Origin of the sequence: Burkholderia multivorans ATCC BAA-247 (assembly GCF_000959525.1) — a bacterium.
GTDB classification, from domain to species: Bacteria; Pseudomonadota; Gammaproteobacteria; order Burkholderiales; family Burkholderiaceae; genus Burkholderia; species Burkholderia multivorans.
In genome coordinates, this window is record NZ_CP009832.1 from 227,405 (window position 1) to 246,067 (window position 18,663).

The 18,663-nt window shown below is 65.2% G+C and carries 17 protein-coding genes; 15 read left to right on the forward strand and 2 right to left on the reverse strand.

What is annotated here, in order from left to right; translation table 11 throughout:
• Nucleotides 1–16 precede the first annotated feature (16 nt).
• From NP80_RS13515 to NP80_RS13575, 13 genes are all read left to right on the forward strand, one after another.
• Nucleotides 17–796 (forward strand): ParA family protein, encoded by a 780-nt coding sequence (locus tag NP80_RS13515; protein WP_006401472.1) that lies wholly within the window; start codon nucleotides 17–19, stop codon nucleotides 794–796.
• 30 nt (nucleotides 797–826) lie between these two features.
• Entirely contained in the window at nucleotides 827–1,720 is an 894-nt protein-coding gene (locus NP80_RS13520; RefSeq protein ID WP_006401471.1) for a ParB/RepB/Spo0J family partition protein, read from the forward strand.
• A 7-nt stretch (nucleotides 1,721–1,727) separates the two neighbouring features.
• Nucleotides 1,728–2,864, forward strand: coding sequence for an SLC13 family permease (locus tag NP80_RS13525; RefSeq protein ID WP_006408096.1), 1,137 nt, complete (start codon nucleotides 1,728–1,730; stop codon nucleotides 2,862–2,864).
• A gap of 591 nt (nucleotides 2,865–3,455) precedes the next feature.
• Nucleotides 3,456–3,980, forward strand: a complete 525-nt coding sequence (locus NP80_RS13530) for an ATP synthase subunit I (protein WP_006401468.1) — start codon at nucleotides 3,456–3,458, stop codon at nucleotides 3,978–3,980.
• A gap of 110 nt (nucleotides 3,981–4,090) precedes the next feature.
• Nucleotides 4,091–4,942 carry a F0F1 ATP synthase subunit A gene (gene atpB, locus NP80_RS13535; protein ID WP_006411132.1) on the forward strand — a complete coding sequence of 284 codons (852 nt, stop codon included), beginning with the start codon at nucleotides 4,091–4,093 and terminating at the stop codon, nucleotides 4,940–4,942.
• A 76-nt stretch (nucleotides 4,943–5,018) separates the two neighbouring features.
• Complete coding sequence (gene atpE / locus NP80_RS13540; protein ID WP_004195828.1) at nucleotides 5,019–5,288, forward strand: F0F1 ATP synthase subunit C; 270 nt, start codon at nucleotides 5,019–5,021, stop codon at nucleotides 5,286–5,288.
• A 129-nt stretch (nucleotides 5,289–5,417) separates the two neighbouring features.
• A complete protein-coding gene (locus NP80_RS13545) occupies nucleotides 5,418–5,888 on the forward strand; it encodes a F0F1 ATP synthase subunit B (RefSeq protein WP_006401466.1) in 471 nt (156 codons plus the stop codon).
• Nucleotides 5,889–5,890: 2 nt separating this feature from the next.
• On the forward strand, nucleotides 5,891–6,430 hold the full coding sequence (locus tag NP80_RS13550; protein ID WP_006401465.1) for a F0F1 ATP synthase subunit delta: 540 nt from the start codon (nucleotides 5,891–5,893) through the stop codon (nucleotides 6,428–6,430).
• A gap of 44 nt (nucleotides 6,431–6,474) precedes the next feature.
• Nucleotides 6,475–8,016, forward strand: a complete 1,542-nt coding sequence (gene atpA, locus NP80_RS13555; RefSeq protein ID WP_006401464.1) for a F0F1 ATP synthase subunit alpha — start codon at nucleotides 6,475–6,477, stop codon at nucleotides 8,014–8,016.
• Between the two features lie 119 nt (nucleotides 8,017–8,135).
• Complete coding sequence (gene atpG / locus NP80_RS13560; protein ID WP_006401463.1) at nucleotides 8,136–9,011, forward strand: F0F1 ATP synthase subunit gamma; 876 nt, start codon at nucleotides 8,136–8,138, stop codon at nucleotides 9,009–9,011.
• A 66-nt stretch (nucleotides 9,012–9,077) separates the two neighbouring features.
• Nucleotides 9,078–10,472, forward strand: a complete 1,395-nt coding sequence (atpD, locus tag NP80_RS13565) for a F0F1 ATP synthase subunit beta (RefSeq protein ID WP_006401462.1) — start codon at nucleotides 9,078–9,080, stop codon at nucleotides 10,470–10,472.
• Between the two features lie 244 nt (nucleotides 10,473–10,716).
• Nucleotides 10,717–11,142 (forward strand): F0F1 ATP synthase subunit epsilon, encoded by a 426-nt coding sequence (locus NP80_RS13570; protein WP_006401461.1) that lies wholly within the window; start codon nucleotides 10,717–10,719, stop codon nucleotides 11,140–11,142.
• 240 nt (nucleotides 11,143–11,382) lie between these two features.
• Nucleotides 11,383–13,110, forward strand: a complete 1,728-nt coding sequence (locus tag NP80_RS13575) for an AMP-binding protein (protein WP_006410369.1) — start codon at nucleotides 11,383–11,385, stop codon at nucleotides 13,108–13,110.
• Between the two features lie 413 nt (nucleotides 13,111–13,523).
• Here the strand turns inward: NP80_RS13575 and NP80_RS13580 are convergent, their stop codons facing one another.
• Together NP80_RS13580 and NP80_RS13585 are read right to left on the reverse strand one after the other, a co-directional pair.
• Entirely contained in the window at nucleotides 13,524–13,799 is a 276-nt protein-coding gene (locus NP80_RS13580) for a hypothetical protein (RefSeq protein ID WP_006408101.1), read from the reverse strand.
• A 4-nt stretch (nucleotides 13,800–13,803) separates the two neighbouring features.
• The gene (locus NP80_RS13585) at nucleotides 13,804–14,580 is read right to left on the reverse strand and encodes a transporter substrate-binding domain-containing protein (protein WP_006408102.1); all 777 of its coding nucleotides are present in this window, start codon (nucleotides 14,578–14,580) and stop codon (nucleotides 13,804–13,806) included.
• A gap of 149 nt (nucleotides 14,581–14,729) precedes the next feature.
• On the opposite strand from NP80_RS13585, the gene hemE reads away from it, so the two are divergent.
• Nucleotides 14,730–15,824, forward strand: coding sequence for a uroporphyrinogen decarboxylase (gene hemE / locus NP80_RS13590; RefSeq protein ID WP_006408103.1), 1,095 nt, complete (start codon nucleotides 14,730–14,732; stop codon nucleotides 15,822–15,824).
• A gap of 451 nt (nucleotides 15,825–16,275) precedes the next feature.
• The gene (locus tag NP80_RS13595; RefSeq protein WP_006408104.1) at nucleotides 16,276–18,549 is read left to right on the forward strand and encodes a primosomal protein N'; all 2,274 of its coding nucleotides are present in this window, start codon (nucleotides 16,276–16,278) and stop codon (nucleotides 18,547–18,549) included.
• The last annotated feature ends 114 nt before the right edge of the window (nucleotides 18,550–18,663 follow it).

Consider the following 18,663-nt stretch of genomic DNA (forward strand, 5'->3'; position numbering starts at 1 on the left):
GAGGAACACACCAACGATGGCAAAGATCTTCTGCGTTGCGAACCAGAAGGGGGGCGTCGGCAAGACGACGACATCGGTCAATCTCGCCGCAAGCCTTGCAGCGCAGGAGCAACGAGTCCTGCTGATCGATCTCGACCCGCAGGGCAACGCGACGATGGGCAGCGGGATCGACAAGGCCGCATGCGAAGCGACGGTGTACGAAGTGCTGGTCGACGGCGTGTCGGTGGCCGACGCGCGCATCCGGCCCGAAGCCGTCACGTACGACGTGCTGCCGGCGAACCGCGAGCTGTCCGGTGCGGAGATCGAGCTGATCGGTATCGAGAACCGCGAGCGCCAGCTGAAGGCGGCGCTCGAGCGCGTCGAGGACGATTACGACTTCGTGCTGATCGACTGTCCGCCGACGCTGTCGTTGCTGACGCTGAACGGCCTGTGCGCAGCGCACGGCGTCGTGATCCCGATGCAGTGCGAGTACTTCGCGCTCGAAGGGCTCTCGGATCTCGTCAACACGATCAAGCAGGTGCACGCGAACATGAACCGCGACCTGAAGATCATCGGCTTGCTGCGTGTGATGTTCGATCCGCGCATCACGCTGCAGCAGCAGGTCTCCGATCAACTGAAAGCGCACTTCGGCGACAAGGTGTTCGACGCGGTGATTCCGCGTAACGTGCGCCTCGCGGAAGCGCCGAGCTATGGGCTGCCGGGCGTCGTGTTCGACCGCAGCTCGCGCGGTGCGCAAGCCTATCTCCAGTTCGGTGCAGAGATGATCGAGCGCGTGCGCGCGTTCGAGGCATCGTAACCGGACATGAGCGAAGCGAGGAAGAAAGACATGAACGCCGTACCGAAGAAGAAGGGCTTGGGACGTGGCCTCGAAGCGCTGCTCGGCGGCAGCGCCGACATCACCGAAGCGGTGAAGATCGAAGGGGCGCCGAACACGCTCGCGCTCGGCAAGCTGCAGGCCGGCAAATACCAGCCGCGCACGCGGATGGACGAAGGCAGCCTGCAGGAGCTCGCGGCCAGCATTCGCGCCCAGGGCGTGATGCAGCCGATCCTGGTACGCCCCATTTCGTCAGACAAATACGAGATCATCGCGGGCGAGCGACGTTTCCGCGCCGCGCGTCTCGCGGGCCTCGAGGAAGTGCCGGTGCTCGTGAAGGAGGTGTCCGATCAGGCCGCGGCGGCGATGGCGCTGATCGAGAACATCCAGCGCGAGGATCTGAATCCGCTTGAAGAGGCGCACGGCATTCAGCGGCTGCTCGACGAGTTCGGTTTCACGCACGAGCAGGCGGCCGAGTCGGTGGGCCGTTCGCGCAGCGCGGTGTCGAACCTGCTGCGTCTGCTGAACCTCGCGGCGCCCGTGCAGACGATGCTGCTCGCGGGCGATCTCGACATGGGCCACGCGCGTGCGCTGCTCGCGGTCGATGCGGCGACGCAGATCACGCTCGCGCATCAGGTCGTCAACAAGCGAATGTCGGTGCGCGAGACCGAGAAGCTCGTCGCACAGACGACGAAGGAAGCGCCTGCCGTGAAGGCGCGCGCGAAGGACGACGGCGGCCGCGATACGCGTCGTCTCGAAGAGGAGTTGTCGGATCTGCTGGCGTCGACGGTGAAGATCAAGCTGGGCCGTCGCGGGCGAGGGCAGGTGACGATCGACTTCGGCAACCTCGATGCACTCGAAGGCATTCTCGTGCGCCTGCGCGGCAACGTCGCGGCCGAGGAATAACGCGAGCATGTCGATTAACGACACGGGCGCGCCGGCGTCGCGCCGGTGGCTCGGCTGGCTTGCACAGGAGCCCGTGCTGTCCGTGCTGGCGCTCGGCCTGATCGTGCTGGAATGGTTGCGTCCGCAACCGATTCGCGTTCTGGCCGAGCGCGTCGACTGGCAGACGGTCGCGACGCTCGCGGGCCTGCTGATGCTGACGAAGGCGCTGGAACTGTCGGGCTGCCTGATGTGGCTCGCGCACCGGATCGTGCATCACGTGCGTTCCGAGCGCGGGCTCGCGATGCTGCTCGTGGTGTTCGCGGCCGTGCTCTCGATGTGGCTGACGAACGACGTCGCGCTGTTCGTCGTCGTGCCGCTGATGGTGTCGTTGCGCGAACTGACGCCGCTGCCGTTCCGGCGCCTCGTGATCGTGGTCGCGCTGGCCGTCAATGCGGGATCGATCGCGACGCCGCTCGGCAATCCGCAGAATCTTTTTCTGTGGCAGTTGAGCGCTGTGTCGTTCGGCCGCTTCGTCGTGACGCTCGGGCCGCTCGCCGTCGCGCTGATGGTGCTGCTGCTCGCGCTGACTGCATGCGCGTTTCGCGCGAAACCGCTCGATCTGTCCGGCGACGTCGCGGGCGTCGACGTGCACCGCACGCACGCGCTGATCGCGGCCGTGCTGTTCGCCGCATTCGTGCTGCTGGCCGACGCGCATCATCCGCTGCCGGCGCTGATTGCGGTGACGATCGTGCTGCTTGCCGTTCAACGCAAGGCAGTCCTGAAGATCGACTGGCTGCTGCTGCTGATTTTCGTGCTGATGTTCGTCGTGCTGCGCACGGCCGCGGCGCTGCCGTGGATACACGACGCGATCGCGCACGCGCGGCTCGATTCGCCGCTGCGCGTGTTCGCGGCGGGCGCGATCCTGTCGCAAGGCATCAGCAACGTGCCGGCCGCGATCCTGCTGTCGGAGTTCACGCACGACTGGCGTGCGCTCGCGTTCGGCGTATCGGTCGGCGGCTTCGGATTCGCGATCGGCTCGCTCGCGAATCTGATCGCGGTTCGTCTCGCGAAGGAACCGCGCATGTGGCTGCCGTTCCACCTCGTGTCGATTCCGTTCGCGCTCGCGAGCGCCGTGCTCGGCGCATGGCTGCTCGCGCATCTCTGACGATCGCTGCACAGAATATCGGCTGGCCTCGGCGGTGGCGACGCACAGCCTGCGCTGTGCCGGCGTGCGCCGCGCGCGCGGGGTGCGGGGCGGACACGGCGGGGTGCGACGGGCCGAGTGAATCGGCTGTGGTGCGACTGCAACCGATGCGCGCGGATCTTCGAATTCGCGAATCCGGCCGAGCAGTCCGCAATGCAGCTTCACGGCAAATTTCCGCGTCCGGCGACGCACGCTTCACCCGTTCGATCGTGTGCCACGCTTTCCACCGCATCGCGACGGCGACAAACGCCGGCCGTTCGACCAACGACGTCTCCCGCCGCACGCCTGTGCGGATCGCCGCGACGATCGCATTACCACACATTTTCTTCGACCGATGACGACGCAAAAGTTGACCTTACAACTGTCATCGTACGTCCCCGAATCGCGCGTTTTCTCGCATCATGACGCGTCGTTTCACGCCGGTTTTTGTCGCGTCTAAAGCCTTGAATCAGTTGCAACTATCGCTTACAATCGCCCGGATTTGTTAGCTCGGCACCCCTGAAAGCTTTCGGAAAGCTTGGGGCCGGTTTCAGGATTTTGCGGAAGACTGCGATGGCGGGTCAGGCGCCGAACGATAGGCACGATGATCACCGCGCGCAACGCACCGCTTCAGCGGCCGGCGAGCGGCGCGAATCCGATGACGACTGGGATGTCGAGCAGCAAGATAACAACATCGTTCCGCTCACACGGGCGGAGGCCGAGAAGCTCTTCGGCCCGAACGTGAGCAAGCCGTCGCGCGTGACCCCGTACAAAGTGGTGATCGCGCAGGTGGCACTGTCCCTGGTTGCAACGCTGGCGTGGTGGCTGTTTTCAAAGTCGCCCGGCGCCGCTGCGCAATCCGCGTTTCTGGGCGGGGCGATCGGCTGGGTGCCAAGCGCGTTGTTCGTGGCACGACTGAAGGCGGGTGGCTCGGCCACCGTGATGAGCTGGGTGGCCGGCGAAGCGCTGAAGCTCGGCGTGACGATCGGCATGTTCGCCGCAGTGGCGTACGGCTATGCCGGCGTGCACTGGCCGGCGCTCCTCGTCACCTACCTCGTCGTGCTGAAGACGTACTGGATCGCGCTGGCCTGGCGGTAAGAAACAAGCAGCGTGCGGTTTTCGACACGAAATCGCACGGGCCCGTTCCCGCAATAGCGTGTTGCGGAACAGGCAAAACGATTTTCGACAATTTGGGTGGCATTAACGATATGGCAGCTAGCGAAGGCACGCGCAGTCCGGATCCGTCCGAGTACATTGCGCACCACTTGCAGAATTTTTCCACCTCGCATCAGACGTCGATTTTCGACATCCACGTCTGGAATCTCGACACGCTGTTCTGGTCGATCGTGTGCGGCATCGTGACGATCGTCCTGCTGCGTCTGGCCGCCCGCAAGGCGACGCCGGGCGTACCGGGCCGCTTCCAGTGCGCGATCGAGATGCTCGTCGAGATGGTCGAAGACCAATCGAAGGCCATCGTTCACGGCAACCGTACGTTCATCGCGCCGCTCGCGCTCACCGTGTTCGTGTGGGTCGCGCTGATGAACTCGCTCGACTTCCTTCCGGTGGACCTGCCGGGCCGCGTGATCGGCTGGCTGGGTCTGTCGAACGTGATCTCCCACCATCGCATCGTTCCGACGGCCGACCTCAACGGCACGCTCGGCATCGCGCTCGGCGTGTTCGTCCTGATGATCTACTACAGCATCAAGATCAAGGGCCCGGGCGGTTTTGCGCATGAGCTGCTGTCGGCGCCGTTCGGCGCGCACCCGCTGCTGTGGATCCCGAACCTCGCGCTCAACGTCGTCGAATACGTCGCGAAGACCGTCTCGCTCGGCATGCGGTTGTTCGGCAACATGTACGCGGGTGAGCTGTTGTTCCTGTTGATCGCCCTGCTCGGCAGCATGTGGAGCTTCGGTGGCGACGCAACGTTCCTCGGCTTCGTTGGTCATGTGATCGCGGGCAGCGTCTGGGCAATCTTCCACATCCTGATTGTTCTGTTGCAGGCATTCATTTTCATGATGCTGACGCTGGTGTATCTCGGCCAGGCGCACGACAAGCATTAAGCACGGCGTGCAAAAAAGAGTCTTCGTTTTATTTTCTTAAATCTCTAGTTCCAAGTCTTTTCACAAAGGAGTGATCATGCAAGCTTTCATCGCCAACATCCAGGGTCTGACCGCCATCGGTATCGGCATCATCATCGGCCTGGGTGCAATCGGCGCCTGTATCGGTATCGCGCTGATGGGCGGCAAGTACATCGAAGCGTGCGCACGTCAGCCGGAACTCATCAACCCGCTGCAAACGAAGATGTTCCTGCTGGCCGGCCTGATCGACGCGGCATTCCTGATCGGCGTGGGTGTCGCAATGCTGTTCGCGTTCGCGAACCCGCTCCTGTCGAAGCTCGCAGGCTAAGGTTCCTCGGAAATATGCGCCCGGCGTGAGCCGGCGCAGGGCGGAACGGAGACTTGGGGCGCTGATCGAATGCAACTCGATGAGCGCCTTACCGTTTCATTTTTCCGGAATAGCAGATAAGGAAACACCGTGAATCTCAACGCAACTCTGTTTGCGCAAATGGTCGTGTTCCTGGTCCTCGCGTGGTTCACGATGAAGTTCGTGTGGCCGCCGTTGATCAACGCCCTCGACGAACGTTCGAAGAAGATCGCCGACGGCCTCGCCGCCGCGGAAAAGGGCAAGGCGGAACTCGAAGCAGCGCACAAGCGCGTGGACCAGGAACTCGCGCAGGCCCGCAACGACGGCCAGCAGCGCATCGCCGACGCCGAAAAGCGCGCCCAGGCGGTCGCCGAGGAAATCAAGGCCAACGCCCAGGCTGAAGCCGCCCGCATCGTCGCGCAGGCGAAAGCGGAAGCAGAACAGCAAATCGTGAAGGCGCGCGAAGCGCTGCGCGGCGAAGTCGCTGCGCTGGCCGTGAAGGGCGCCGAGCAGATCCTGAAGCGCGAAGTCGATCAAACGGCCCACGCCCAACTGCTGAATCAACTGAAAGCCGAGCTCTGATCATGGCCGAACTTGCAACCATCGCCCGCCCTTACGCAGAAGCGCTGTTCCGCGTGGCCGAGGGCGGTGACATCGCCGCCTGGTCCACGCTCGTGCAAGAGCTGGCCCAGGTTGCGCGTCTGCCGGAAGTGCTGTCGGTCGCGTCGAGCCCGAAGGTGACGCGTGCGCAAGTGGCCGAGCTGCTGCTTGCCGCGCTGAAGTCGCCGCTCGCGGCCGGCGCCGAAGCGAAGAACTTCGTGCAGATGCTGGTCGACAATCATCGCATCGCGCTGCTGCCGGAAATCGCCGAGCAGTTCGAGGCGCTCAAGAACGAACGTGAAGGCGCAGCGGACGCCGAGATCGTGAGCGCGTTCCCGCTGGACGGCGCGGATCTCGACAGTCTCGTCGCGAGCCTCGAACGCAAGTTCAAGCGCAAGCTGAAGCCGACGGTCGAAGTCGATTCGTCGCTGATCGGCGGCGTGCGCGTGACGGTCGGCGACGAAGTGCTCGACACCTCGGTTCGCGCGCGCCTCGCATCGATGCAGGCTGCCTTGACCGCCTGAGCGCCACGCCGGCACGCAACAGAATTGACTATCAGGAGCGAATAATGCAACTCAATCCCTCTGAGATCAGCGAGCTGATCAAGAGCCGGATCCAGGGCCTTGAAGCGAGCGCAGACGTTCGCAACCAGGGCACCGTGATCTCCGTGACCGACGGTATCGTGCGCATCCACGGCCTGTCGGACGTGATGCAGGGCGAAATGCTCGAGTTTCCGGGCAACACGTTCGGCCTCGCGCTGAACCTCGAGCGCGACTCGGTCGGCGCGGTGATTCTCGGCGAATACGAACACATCTCGGAAGGCGACGTCGTCAAGACGACGGGCCGCATTCTCGAAGTCCCGGTCGGTCCGGAACTCATCGGCCGCGTGGTCGACGCGCTCGGCAACCCGATCGACGGCAAGGGTCCGGTCAACGCGAAGCTGACCGACGCGATCGAAAAGATCGCCCCGGGCGTGATCTGGCGTAAGTCGGTGTCGCAGCCGGTGCAGACGGGTATCAAGTCGATCGACGCGATGGTGCCGATCGGCCGCGGCCAGCGCGAGCTGATCATCGGCGACCGCCAGACCGGCAAGACCGCGGTGGCGCTCGACGCGATCATCAACCAGAAGGGCAAGGACCTGATCTGTATCTACGTCGCGATCGGCCAGAAGGCTTCGTCGATCATGAACGTGGTGCGCAAGCTCGAAGAAACGGGCGCGATGGCGTACACCATCGTCGTCGCCGCTTCGGCCTCGGATTCCGCCGCGATGCAGTACCTCGCACCGTACGCGGGCTGCACGATGGGCGAATACTTCCGCGATCGCGGCCAGGACGCGCTGATCATTTACGACGACTTGACCAAGCAGGCTTGGGCATACCGTCAGATCTCGCTGCTGCTGCGCCGTCCGCCGGGCCGTGAAGCGTACCCGGGCGACGTGTTCTATCTGCACTCGCGTCTGCTCGAGCGTGCGGCGCGCGTCTCGGAAGAGTACGTCGAGAAGTTCACGAACGGCGAAGTGAAGGGCAAGAGCGGTTCGCTGACGGCACTGCCGGTCATCGAAACGCAGGCAGGCGACGTGACGGCGTTCGTTCCGACGAACGTGATCTCGATTACCGACGGCCAGATCTTCCTGGAAACCGACCTGTTCAACGCAGGCATCCGCCCGGCAATCAACGCCGGCGTGTCGGTGTCGCGCGTCGGTGGCGCCGCGCAGACCAAGGTCGTGAAGAAGCTGTCGGGCGGTATCCGTACCGACCTCGCGCAGTACCGTGAACTGGCCGCATTCGCGCAGTTCGCATCGGACCTCGACGAAGCGACCCGCAAGCAGCTCGAGCGCGGCCGCCGCGTGACGGAACTGCTGAAGCAGCCGCAGTACCAGCCGCTGCAGGTGTGGGAACTGGCCGTGTCGCTGTTCTCCGCGAACAACGGCTACCTCGACGATCTCGACGTGAAGCAGGTGCTGCCGTTCGAGAAGGGCCTGCGCGAATTCCTGAAGACGAGCCACGCTGACCTCATCAAGCGCATCGAAGACACCAAGGATCTCTCGAAGGACGACGAAGGCGCGCTGCGCGCGGCGATCGAATCCTTCAAGAAGTCGGGTGCCTATTGATCCGTGAGTGACACACCGAGGCCGCGCGGGAGCCGAGGCGCCCGCGCCGTTTCGGTGAGCGGTGCATGAGCCCCGAGTAAAGCGCTGAAGTGCCAGCTCGGGGCGCAAAGGAGCAAGCTATGGCTGGAATGAAGGAAATTCGCGGCAAGATCAAGAGCGTGCAGAACACGCGCAAGATCACGAAGGCGATGGAGATGGTGGCCGCATCGAAGATGCGCCGCGCGCAGGAACGCATGCGCGCCGCTCGTCCGTACGCGGACAAGGTCCGTGCCATCGCCGCGCACATGAGCCGCGCGAACCCGGAGTACCGCCACCCATTCATGGTGGCGAACGAAGGCGCGAAGACGGCCGGCATCATCCTCGTCACGACGGACAAGGGTCTGTGCGGCGGTCTGAACACGAACGTGCTGCGTGCGTCGGTGCAGAAGTTCAAGGAGCTCGAAGAGAAGGGCCAGAAGGTCGAAGCCACCGCGATCGGCGGCAAGGGTCTCGGCTTCCTGAACCGCTTCGGCGCGAAGGTGCTGTCGCAGGTCGTGCATCTCGGCGACACCCCGCATCTCGACAAGCTGATCGGTGCGGTCAAGACGCAGCTCGATCTGTACTCGGAAGGCAAGCTGTCGGCGGTCTATCTCGCTTACACGCGCTTCATCAACACGATGAAGCAGGAAGCCGTGATCGAGCAGCTGCTGCCGCTGTCGTCGGAGCACTTCGAGGCCGACGACGGTACGCCGGCCACGTCGTGGGACTACATCTACGAGCCGGACGCGCAGGCAGTCGTCGACGAACTGCTCGTGCGTTACGTCGAGGCGCTGGTGTACCAGGCCGTCGCGGAGAACATGGCGTCCGAGCAATCGGCGCGGATGGTCGCGATGAAGGCCGCGTCCGACAATGCGAAGACGGTGATCAGCGAACTGCAGCTCGTCTACAACAAGAGCCGTCAGGCCGCGATCACGAAGGAACTGTCGGAGATCGTCGGCGGCGCAGCCGCTGTTTAAGCGCGCGCCCGGGACGACAACTGCGCCTTTGCGCGAGTAAAGAATCAGGTATTTAAAGGAAAAGCGATGAGTACTGCTGCTTTGGTAGAAGGCAAGATCGTACAGTGCATCGGCGCCGTTATCGACGTGGAATTCCCGCGCGACAGCATGCCGAAGATCTACGACGCGCTCATTCTCGATGGCTCGGAACTGACGCTCGAAGTCCAGCAGCAGCTGGGCGACGGCGTGGTCCGTACCATCTGTCTGGGTGCATCCGACGGCCTGCGCCGCGGTCTGACCGTGAAGAACACGGGCAACCCGATTTCGGTGCCGGTCGGCAAGCCGACCCTCGGCCGCATCATGGACGTGCTCGGCCGTCCGATCGACGAAGCGGGCCCGATCGAAAGCGAAACCAAGCGTTCGATCCACCAGAAGGCGCCGGCGTTCGACGAACTGTCGCCGTCGACCGAACTGCTCGAAACGGGCATCAAGGTCATCGACCTGATCTGCCCGTTCGCAAAGGGCGGCAAGGTCGGTCTGTTCGGCGGTGCAGGCGTGGGCAAGACCGTCAACATGATGGAGCTCATCAACAACATCGCGAAGGAGCACGGCGGCTACTCCGTGTTCGCGGGCGTGGGCGAGCGTACCCGTGAAGGGAACGACTTCTACCACGAAATGAAGGACTCGAACGTTCTCGACAAGGTCGCGCTCGTGTACGGCCAGATGAACGAGCCGCCGGGCAACCGTCTGCGCGTCGCGCTGACCGGCCTGACGATGGCCGAGTTCTTCCGTGATGAAGGCCTCGACGTGCTGTTCTTCGTCGACAACATCTACCGTTTCACGCTGGCCGGTACCGAAGTGTCGGCACTGCTCGGCCGTATGCCGTCGGCAGTGGGCTATCAGCCGACGCTGGCTGAAGAAATGGGCAAGCTGCAGGAACGCATCACGTCGACCAAGAAGGGCTCGATTACGTCGGTTCAGGCCGTGTACGTCCCTGCGGACGACTTGACCGACCCGTCGCCGGCAACCACCTTCGGCCACCTTGACGCAACCGTCGTGCTGTCGCGTGACATCGCTTCGCTGGGTATCTACCCGGCGGTCGACCCGCTCGACTCGACGTCGCGCCAGATCGACCCGAACGTGATCGGTGAAGAGCACTACTCGATCACGCGTCGCGTTCAGCAGACGCTGCAGCGCTACAAGGAACTGCGCGACATCATCGCGATTCTGGGCATGGACGAACTGTCGCCGGAAGACAAGCTGTCGGTCGCCCGTGCGCGTAAGATCCAGCGTTTCCTGTCGCAGCCGTTCCACGTCGCTGAAGTGTTCACGGGCTCGCCGGGCAAGTACGTGCCGCTGAAGGAAACGATCCGCGGCTTCAAGATGATCGTCGACGGCGAGTGCGACCACCTGCCGGAACAGGCGTTCTACATGGTCGGCACGATCGACGAAGCCTTCGAGAAGGCCAAGAAGATCCAGTAAGGGTTCGAGTGAGTCGCACGCCGGCGCATGCGGCCGCGCATAAGTCATCGCTGATTTATCGCCGCGGCCGACCGCGCCGATCGCAACACGCTCAACCCGCCGTGCATGAGATTGGAGCGAGGCCGAAGTGCCCGTTCCGGTCGATGGCCGACGGGCCGCGATCCGCGCAAGCGCGAACGCAGGCCCGCCGCGGCATCGGTCGGACGTCGCGCCGAAGCGCTCGCACCGATCGACAGGAGTCGATATGGCAACCATCAAAGTAGACGTCGTCAGCGCGGAAGAGCAGATCTTCTCGGGCGAGGCGAAATTCGTCGCGCTGCCGGGCGAAACGGGTGAGCTGGGTATTCTGCCGGGCCACACGCCGCTGATCACGCGGATTCGTCCGGGTGCGGTGCGCATCGAAGTCGAGGGCGGCAGCGACGAATTCGTGTTCGTCGCCGGCGGCATTCTCGAAGTGCAGCCGGGCGCCGTGACGGTGCTCGCCGATACCGCGATCCGCGGCAAGGACCTCGACGCGGCGAAGGCCGAGGAAGCGCGCAAGCGTGCCGAGGAAACGCTGCAGAACGCGAAGTCGGACCTCGACCTCGCGAAGGCGCAGTCCGAGCTCGCGACCGCGATGGCGCAGCTCGAGGCGATCCAGCGTCTCGCGAAGATCCGCAGCCGGCACTGAGCCGGCCGCGTATCGCGCGAAAAGAGAGCAGCCTTCGGGCTGCTTTTTTTTCGCCTGCAGTTTCGGTCCGCGCGCGCGCATCGTTGCGTCCGGTCGTGCTATTTCATCCCGACGCCGCGATTTGATGTCAGAGTGTCGTCAGCGGAGCGCGGCATCATCCGCGATGCGGCTCGCCGCGGTGCGCCCGCCCGCGCAGCCGGCCGGCCCGCGCCGCTCAGACAAAAACGGACGGAGACACTCATGGCAGCAGACCTTGGCGTACGGGCGCTGATTGCGCCCGAGAACGGACTGTCGTACGTGCGCGGCGCGATCGACGTGCCGCTGTCGGAAGCGACGATCGGCCGCTTCCTGCGCGACACAGCCGAGCGCTTTCCCGAGCGGCCCGCGGTCGTGTTCCGCGAGCAGCAGGTGCGCTGGACCTGGCGCGAATTCGCGGCCGAAATCGACGTGCTCGCCGCCGGCCTTGCGGCGCTCGGCATCGAAAAGGGCGACCGCGTCGGCATCTGGTCGCCGAACCGCAGCGAGTGGCTGCTCACGCAGTTCGCGACTGCGCGCATCGGCGCGATTCTCGTGAACATCAATCCCGCATACCGGCTCGCGGAACTCGAATACGCACTGAACAAGGTCGGCTGCAAGGCCGTGATCGCGGCCGAACGCTTCAAGTCGTCGGCATACGTCGAGATGCTGCAGACGATTGCGCCCGAGCTGGCGAACGCGGCGCCCGGCGAACTGCGCGCGGCACGCGTGCCGAGCTTGCGCACGGTGGTATCGATGGGCGACGTCGCGCCGCCCGGCATGTTTCGCTTTGCCGACGTGATCGCGCGCGGGCGCGCCAGCGTCGATTCGGCCGCACTCGACGCGCTCGGTGCGACGCTCGCACCGAGCGATCCGATCAACATCCAGTTCACGAGCGGCACGACCGGCAGCCCGAAGGGCGCGACGCTCACGCACCGCAACGTCGTGAACAACGCGCGCTTCATCGCGATGGCGATGCGCTTTACCGAGCAGGACGCGCTCTGCATTCCGGTGCCGCTGTATCACTGCTTCGGGATGGTGCTCGCGGTGCTCGCGTGCGTGTCGACCGGCGCGGCGATGGTGTTTCCCGGCGAGGCGTTCGACCCCGTCGCGACGCTCGCGGCCGTCGCCGAAGAGCGCTGTACCGCGCTGCACGGTGTGCCGACGATGTTCATCGCGGAACTCGATCATCCCGAGTTCGCGAAGTTCGACCTCTCGACGTTGCGCACAGGCATCATGGCCGGCTCGCCGTGTCCGATCGAGACGATGAAGCGCGTGGTGTCGCAGATGCACTTGTCGGAGATCACGATCGCATACGGGATGACGGAAACGAGCCCCGTATCGTTCCAGAGCTCGACCGACGATCCGCTCGAGAAACGCACGACGACCGTCGGACGCGTGCAGCCGCATCTCGAGGTGAAGATCGTCGATCCGAGCGGCGAGATCGTGCCGGTCGGCGTGACGGGCGAGCTCTGCACGAAAGGCTACTCGGTGATGCTCGGCTACTGGGACGACGACGCGAAGACGCGCGAAGTGCTGATCGACGGCTGGATGCACACGGGCGATCTCGCGACGCTCGACGCGGAAGGCTACTGCAACATCGTCGGCCGCCTGAAGGACATGGTGATTCGCGGCGGCGAGAACGTGTATCCGCGCGAGATCGAGGAATTCCTGTTCCGGCATCCGAAGATTCAGAGCGCGCAGGTGTTCGGCGTGCCCGATCCGAAGTACGGCGAGGAGCTGTGTGCGTGGATCGTGCTGCGCGCGGACGAGCAGATGGCCGAGGACGACGTGCGCGCGTTTTGCCAAGGGCAGATCGCGCACTACAAGATTCCGCGCTATATCCGCTTCGTCGACGAACTGCCGATGACTGTGACGGGCAAGGTGCAGAAGTTCGTGATGCGCGAACGGATGATCGACGAGCTGAAACTCGACGTGCAGAAGACCGCCTGACGATTCGGCTGAACGGGAGAGAGGGGAAACGCGGCGGCCTGCTTCGGGCCGTTGCGTTTTCGATGGACGAAAAAAAGCGGGCTTATTAGCCCGCTAAAAACCACACGCTACGGGGTTAGCGCGAGGAGACCAAAGATGAAACCGGATCCGGCGGGGGGCCGGAAACGACTCCAACAAGGATGCCCCTCGGAAGGGCTTCGGTACGTGACCGACTGGCTCGCAGCGCTTCGCGTCCGCTCACACTTGGCACACGAGACCGCATCCGTGTTGAAACCGTTGAGGCCATTGTGGGCGAATTGATGGACTATCGCGGTAACAAAGTGTTTCAGGTTGTAACGCCCGTCAGATAAGGCTTTCCGGGATTTTTTGCTGTTTTCGGCATCCTGAAAAAGGTCATTTTTACCCACCTTTTCTCATGCGTTTTCATCGCGTGCGTGCAATGCGATTTTCACGCGCATGACGCTCGATGAAATGTCGATTTGCACGCCCGAAAATGCGCGGCGTGCAAGCGACGACGATCGCCGCTTCATCCGTTGGAAAGATTTTGAAACGTGATCGTCGACGAAAACAGTCGGCCGTTCGGCCAGTTCGACGCGCGGCGATCGGCGAGGTGAGTTCGAACGCGCGTGCGGCGGCCGGCGCGCGAAGCGAAGCGCGTGAACCGAAGCACGCGCATCGCCGTCGATCATGCCGTTACTTGAGCCATTTATCGGAGATCGCCTGGTATTCGCCCGTCGACAGCGCGAGGTGCAGCCACTGATCGACGTACTGCTGGAACACGACGTCGCCGCGCGGCACCATGTACGCCTTCTCGCCGAACTGGAACGGCTTGTCCGGGTGCACCGAGCAGAGGCCCGGATTCAGCTTTTGCTGCAGCAGCGTCTCGGACGCGTCGGTCACCATCACGTCGGCCTTGCCCGCGAGGATCTGCTTGAAGATCGTCACGTTGTCGGGATAGACGGTCAGGTTCGCATGCGTGAAATACTGCTTCGCGAAACGCTCGTTCGTGCCGCCGGGGTTCACGATCACGCGCGTTTCCGGCCGGTCGATCTGCGCGACCGTCTGATATTTGTCGACGTCGCTGCAGCGCACGATCGGCGTCTTGCCGTCGACGACGTACGGCTGCGTGAAGAACGCGCGCTTCTGCCGTTCGAGCGTCGTCGATACGCCGCCGACCGCGATGTCGCATTTCGCGACGAAGTCGGCGGTCAGGTTCGACCAGCTCGTCTTCACGTAGTCGGGCTTCACGCCGAGCGATTTCGCGAGCGATTCGGCCATGTCGATGTCGATGCCCTCGAAGCGGCCGTCCGTGCGGTAGTACGAATACGGCTTGTAGTCGCCGGTCGTGCAGACGCGCAGCGTGCCGCGCGCGAGCACGTCGTCGAGCCGGGAAGCGCCGGCGCCTTCCGCCTGCGCGGCGCCGGCGCAGCACAGCATCGCAGCCGCGGCGATCGTGGCGAGTGTCTTCATCTGTCTCCTCCTGGGTTCGGTTCGATATGAGCGTCCGATCATAACGGAGCCATCGCGCGCGTCATATGGCCGCCATCGCGCGGGCACGCGCAGTCCGAGCGCGGCTGTCCGGTAAAATGCCGGTTTGCCTACGCACCGTCGCTCACACCGTGGCCCATACCCTGCTCAACGACACCTTCCTGCGTGCGCTTCTGCGCGAGCCGACCGACTACACGCCGATCTGGCTCATGCGCCAGGCGGGCCGCTATCTGCCGGAATACAACGCGACGCGCGCGCGGGCCGGCAGCTTCCTCGGCCTCGCGAAGAATCCCGATTTCGCGACCGAAGTGACGCTGCAGCCGCTCGAGCGCTTTCCGCTCGACGCCGCGATCCTGTTCTCCGACATCCTGACGATTCCCGACGCCATGGGCCTCGGCCTCGACTTCCAGGTCGGCGAAGGGCCGAAGTTCGCGCATCCGGTGCGCACCGAGGCCGACGTCGCGAAGCTCGCGGTCCCCGACATCGGCGCGACGCTCGGCTACGTGACCGATGCGGTACGCGAGATCCGGCGCGCGCTCACCGATGGCCAGGGCCGCCAGCGCGTGCCGCTGATCGGCTTCTCCGGCAGCCCGTGGACGCTCGCGTGCTACATGGTCGAGGGCGGCGGCTCGGACGATTTCCGCACCGTAAAGTCGATGGCGTATGCGCGTCCCGACCTGATGCACCGGATTCTCGACGTGAACGCGCAGGCGGTGGCCGCGTATCTGAACGCGCAGATCGAGGCGGGCGCGCAGGCGGTGATGATTTTCGACACGTGGGGCGGCGCGCTCGCCGACGGTGCGTATCAGCGCTACTCGCTCGACTACATTCGCCGCGTGGTCGCACAGCTCAAGCGCGAGCATGAGGGCCAGCGCGTGCCGGTCATCACGTTTACGAAGGGCGGCGGGCTATGGCTCGAGGAAATCGCGGCGACGGGCGTCGACGCGGTCGGGCTCGACTGGACGGTCAACGTCGGCGCCGCGCGCGAGCGTGTCGGCGGCCGCGTCGCACTGCAGGGCAACCTCGATCCGACGATCCTGTTTGCGCCGCCGGCCGTCGTGCGCGAGCAGGCGCGTGCGGTGCTCGACAGCTACGGCAATCATCCGGGCCACGTGTTCAATCTCGGCCACGGCATCTCGCAGTTCACGCCGCCCGAGCACGTCGCCGAACTCGTCGACGAAGTGCATCGCCACAGCCGCACGATCCGTAGCGGAGCCGCGCGCTGAACGCAAGCGCCGCCATGCTGCGGTGCAGCGTGACGGCGTTGCGCAGCCGGCGCTAAACAGGGCGCAACCCCGCACCGGCTGCCGATTCGATGCTTGTCAAGACTTGACTTATACACATTTTCCTCGTTGCACCGCGGTAGAGTCCGATGTCGGTCCATCCGTCCCGCTATGATTCGGGAATTTGAATAGCAGCCTTGTGGGATAAGGCTTCGCGGCGCCCGCCGAAGGTCGGGCGGAAGCAGCGGCAAGCGCGACACGGCGCGCGGCGCGCGTAAAGGACCGCAAGTTCTCAACAAAGTTATCCACAGGTCGTGCAGGGTATACGGCGATTCCTAATGAGAATCCAAAACTTAGCGCCGAATCTGAAGTTTTACTTTAAGTTCGCCGACGCGATGCGGACGCGCGCCTATACCGTCTGTGCCACCGCCGCAGCGGCCGCCGGAGCCGCGCGATGAGCGGCACGTATCTGCGCGTCGCGCTCGACCATCCGCTCGCGACGCTGTTCGACTACCGATGCGACGTCGACCCGCCGCCGGGCCCCGGCACGCTCGTGCAGGTGCCGTTCGGCAAACGCCGCGCGGTGGGCCTCGTCTGCGAAGTGACGGCTCACACCGACGTGCCGCCGGCGCGGCTGCGGGCGATCGACGCGGTCTGCACCGAGCTGCCGCCGCTGTCGGCCGACTGGCTCGCGCTCGTGTCGTTCGCGGCCGACTACTATCAGCGCGGCCGCGGCGAAGTCGCACTGCCGGCGCTGCCGCAGGCGCTGCGCGACGCGGAGCGTTGGGGGCGGCTGCTCGCGCCCGAAGTGCGATACCGGCTCACCGACGCCGGCCGAGCGGCACTGCCCGACGCATTGCCGGCGCGCGCCGCGGCGTTGCGGCGGCTCGCGCAGGCGCTCGCCGACGCGGACGCGCTGACGCTGCCCGACGCGCGCGCGCTGCATCCGAAGGCGGCCGCGACGCTCGACGACTGGGCGGCGCGCGGCTGGGTCGACGTGCAGGAGATCGGCTGGTCGGACGCGGCTGTGGGCAATCCTGTGCCCAACGGTGTGGATAACCTGTCGACAACCGGTGGAAGAACTGTGCCGCCGGCGCTGACCGACCAGCAGGCGGAAGCGCTCGACGCGATCCGCGCGGCGCGGGGTTTCGCGCCGTTCCTGCTGCACGGCGTGACCGGCAGCGGCAAGACCGAGGTTTATCTGCACGCGCTCGCGTCGCTGCTCGACACGCGCCCCGATGCGCAGGCGCTGGTGCTCGTCCCCGAAATCAACCTCACCCCGCAGTTCGAGGCCGCGTTCCGCGCGCGCTTCGCGGGCACGCTCGCCGACGACGCGATCGTCACGCTCCACAGCGGCCTGGCCGAAGGCGAACGCGCGCGCAACTGGCTCGCCGCGCATACGGGCCGCGCGCGCATCGTGCTCGGCACGCGGCTCGCGGTGCTCGCGTCGCTGCCGACGCTCGCGCTGATCGTCGTCGACGAGGAACACGAACCGGCGTACAAGCAGCAGGAAGGGTTGCGCTATTCGGCGCGCGATCTCGCGGTCTGGCGCGCGAAGCATCTCGACATTCCGGTCGTGCTCGGCTCGGCGACGCCTTCGCTCGAGAGCTGGTGGCAGGCCGAGCAGGGACGCTACACGCGGCTCACGCTGTCGCGCCGCGCGGTGGCCGATGCGGTCCTGCCGACGGTGCGGCTGATCGACCTCGAAGAGGAGCGGCGGCGCGGGCGCGCATCGACGGGCGGGCTGTCCGGGCCGCTGATCGCCGCGCTGAAGACGCGGCTCGAGCGCGGCGAGCAGAGCCTCGTGTTCCTGAACCGGCGCGGCTACGCGCCGCAGCTCGCCTGCGACGCGTGCGGCTGGGTCGCAGGATGCCCACGCTGCAGCGCCTATGTCGTGCTGCACAAACCCGAGCATGCGCTGCGCTGCCATCACTGCGGCTGGGAAGCGCGCATTCCGCGCTCGTGCCCCGAATGCGGCAACGTCGACATCGCGCCGCTCGGGCGCGGCACGCAGCGTATCGAGGAGACGCTCGCCGAAGCCGTGCCGGGCGCGCGCGTGCTGCGCATCGACGCGGACAGCACGCGCCGCAAGGGCAGCGCCCAGGCGCTGTTTTCCGACGTGCACGCGGGCGAAGTCGACATCCTGGTCGGCACGCAGATGATCGCAAAGGGGCACGATTTCCAGCGCGTGTCGCTCGTCGGCGTGCTCAACGCCGATACCGCGCTGTTCTCGCACGACTTCCGCGCGAGCGAGCGGCTGTTCGCGCAGCTGATGCAGGTGAGCGGCCGCGCCGGGCGCGCGGGGCTGCCGGGCGAGGTGCTCGTGCAGACGCGCTACCCGCGTCACGCGCTCTATCACGCGCTCGCGCGGCAGGATTACGTCGGCTTCGCGAACTCGACGCTCGGCGAGCGTCGCGACGCCCATTTGCCGCCGTTCGTCTATCAGGCGCTGCTGCGCGCGGAAGCGCGCACGCTCGATGCCGCGCTCGCGTTTCTGCAGCAGGCCGCGGCCGCGCTGCCCGGGCTGCCGGGCGCCGATCGCGTGACCGTCTACGATGCGGTGCCGATGACGATCGTCAAGGTCGCGAACGTCCATCGTGCGCAACTGCTGCTCGAAAGCGCGTCGCGTGCGGCGCTCCAGCATGCGCTGCGCGCATGGCAGCCTGAACTGCGCGCGCTGAAGGGCGTGCTGCGGTGGAGCGTCGAGGTCGATCCGCTCGACATCTGACGCGCCGCAGCGGCGCGCGCTTGCTCCCGGTGCCGCTTCTTCCTTACATCCGCCGCGGCCACGCGGCCATCCCAGTGCAACCCGTTTTCGTCGCCCGTCCGCGCACGCCGGACG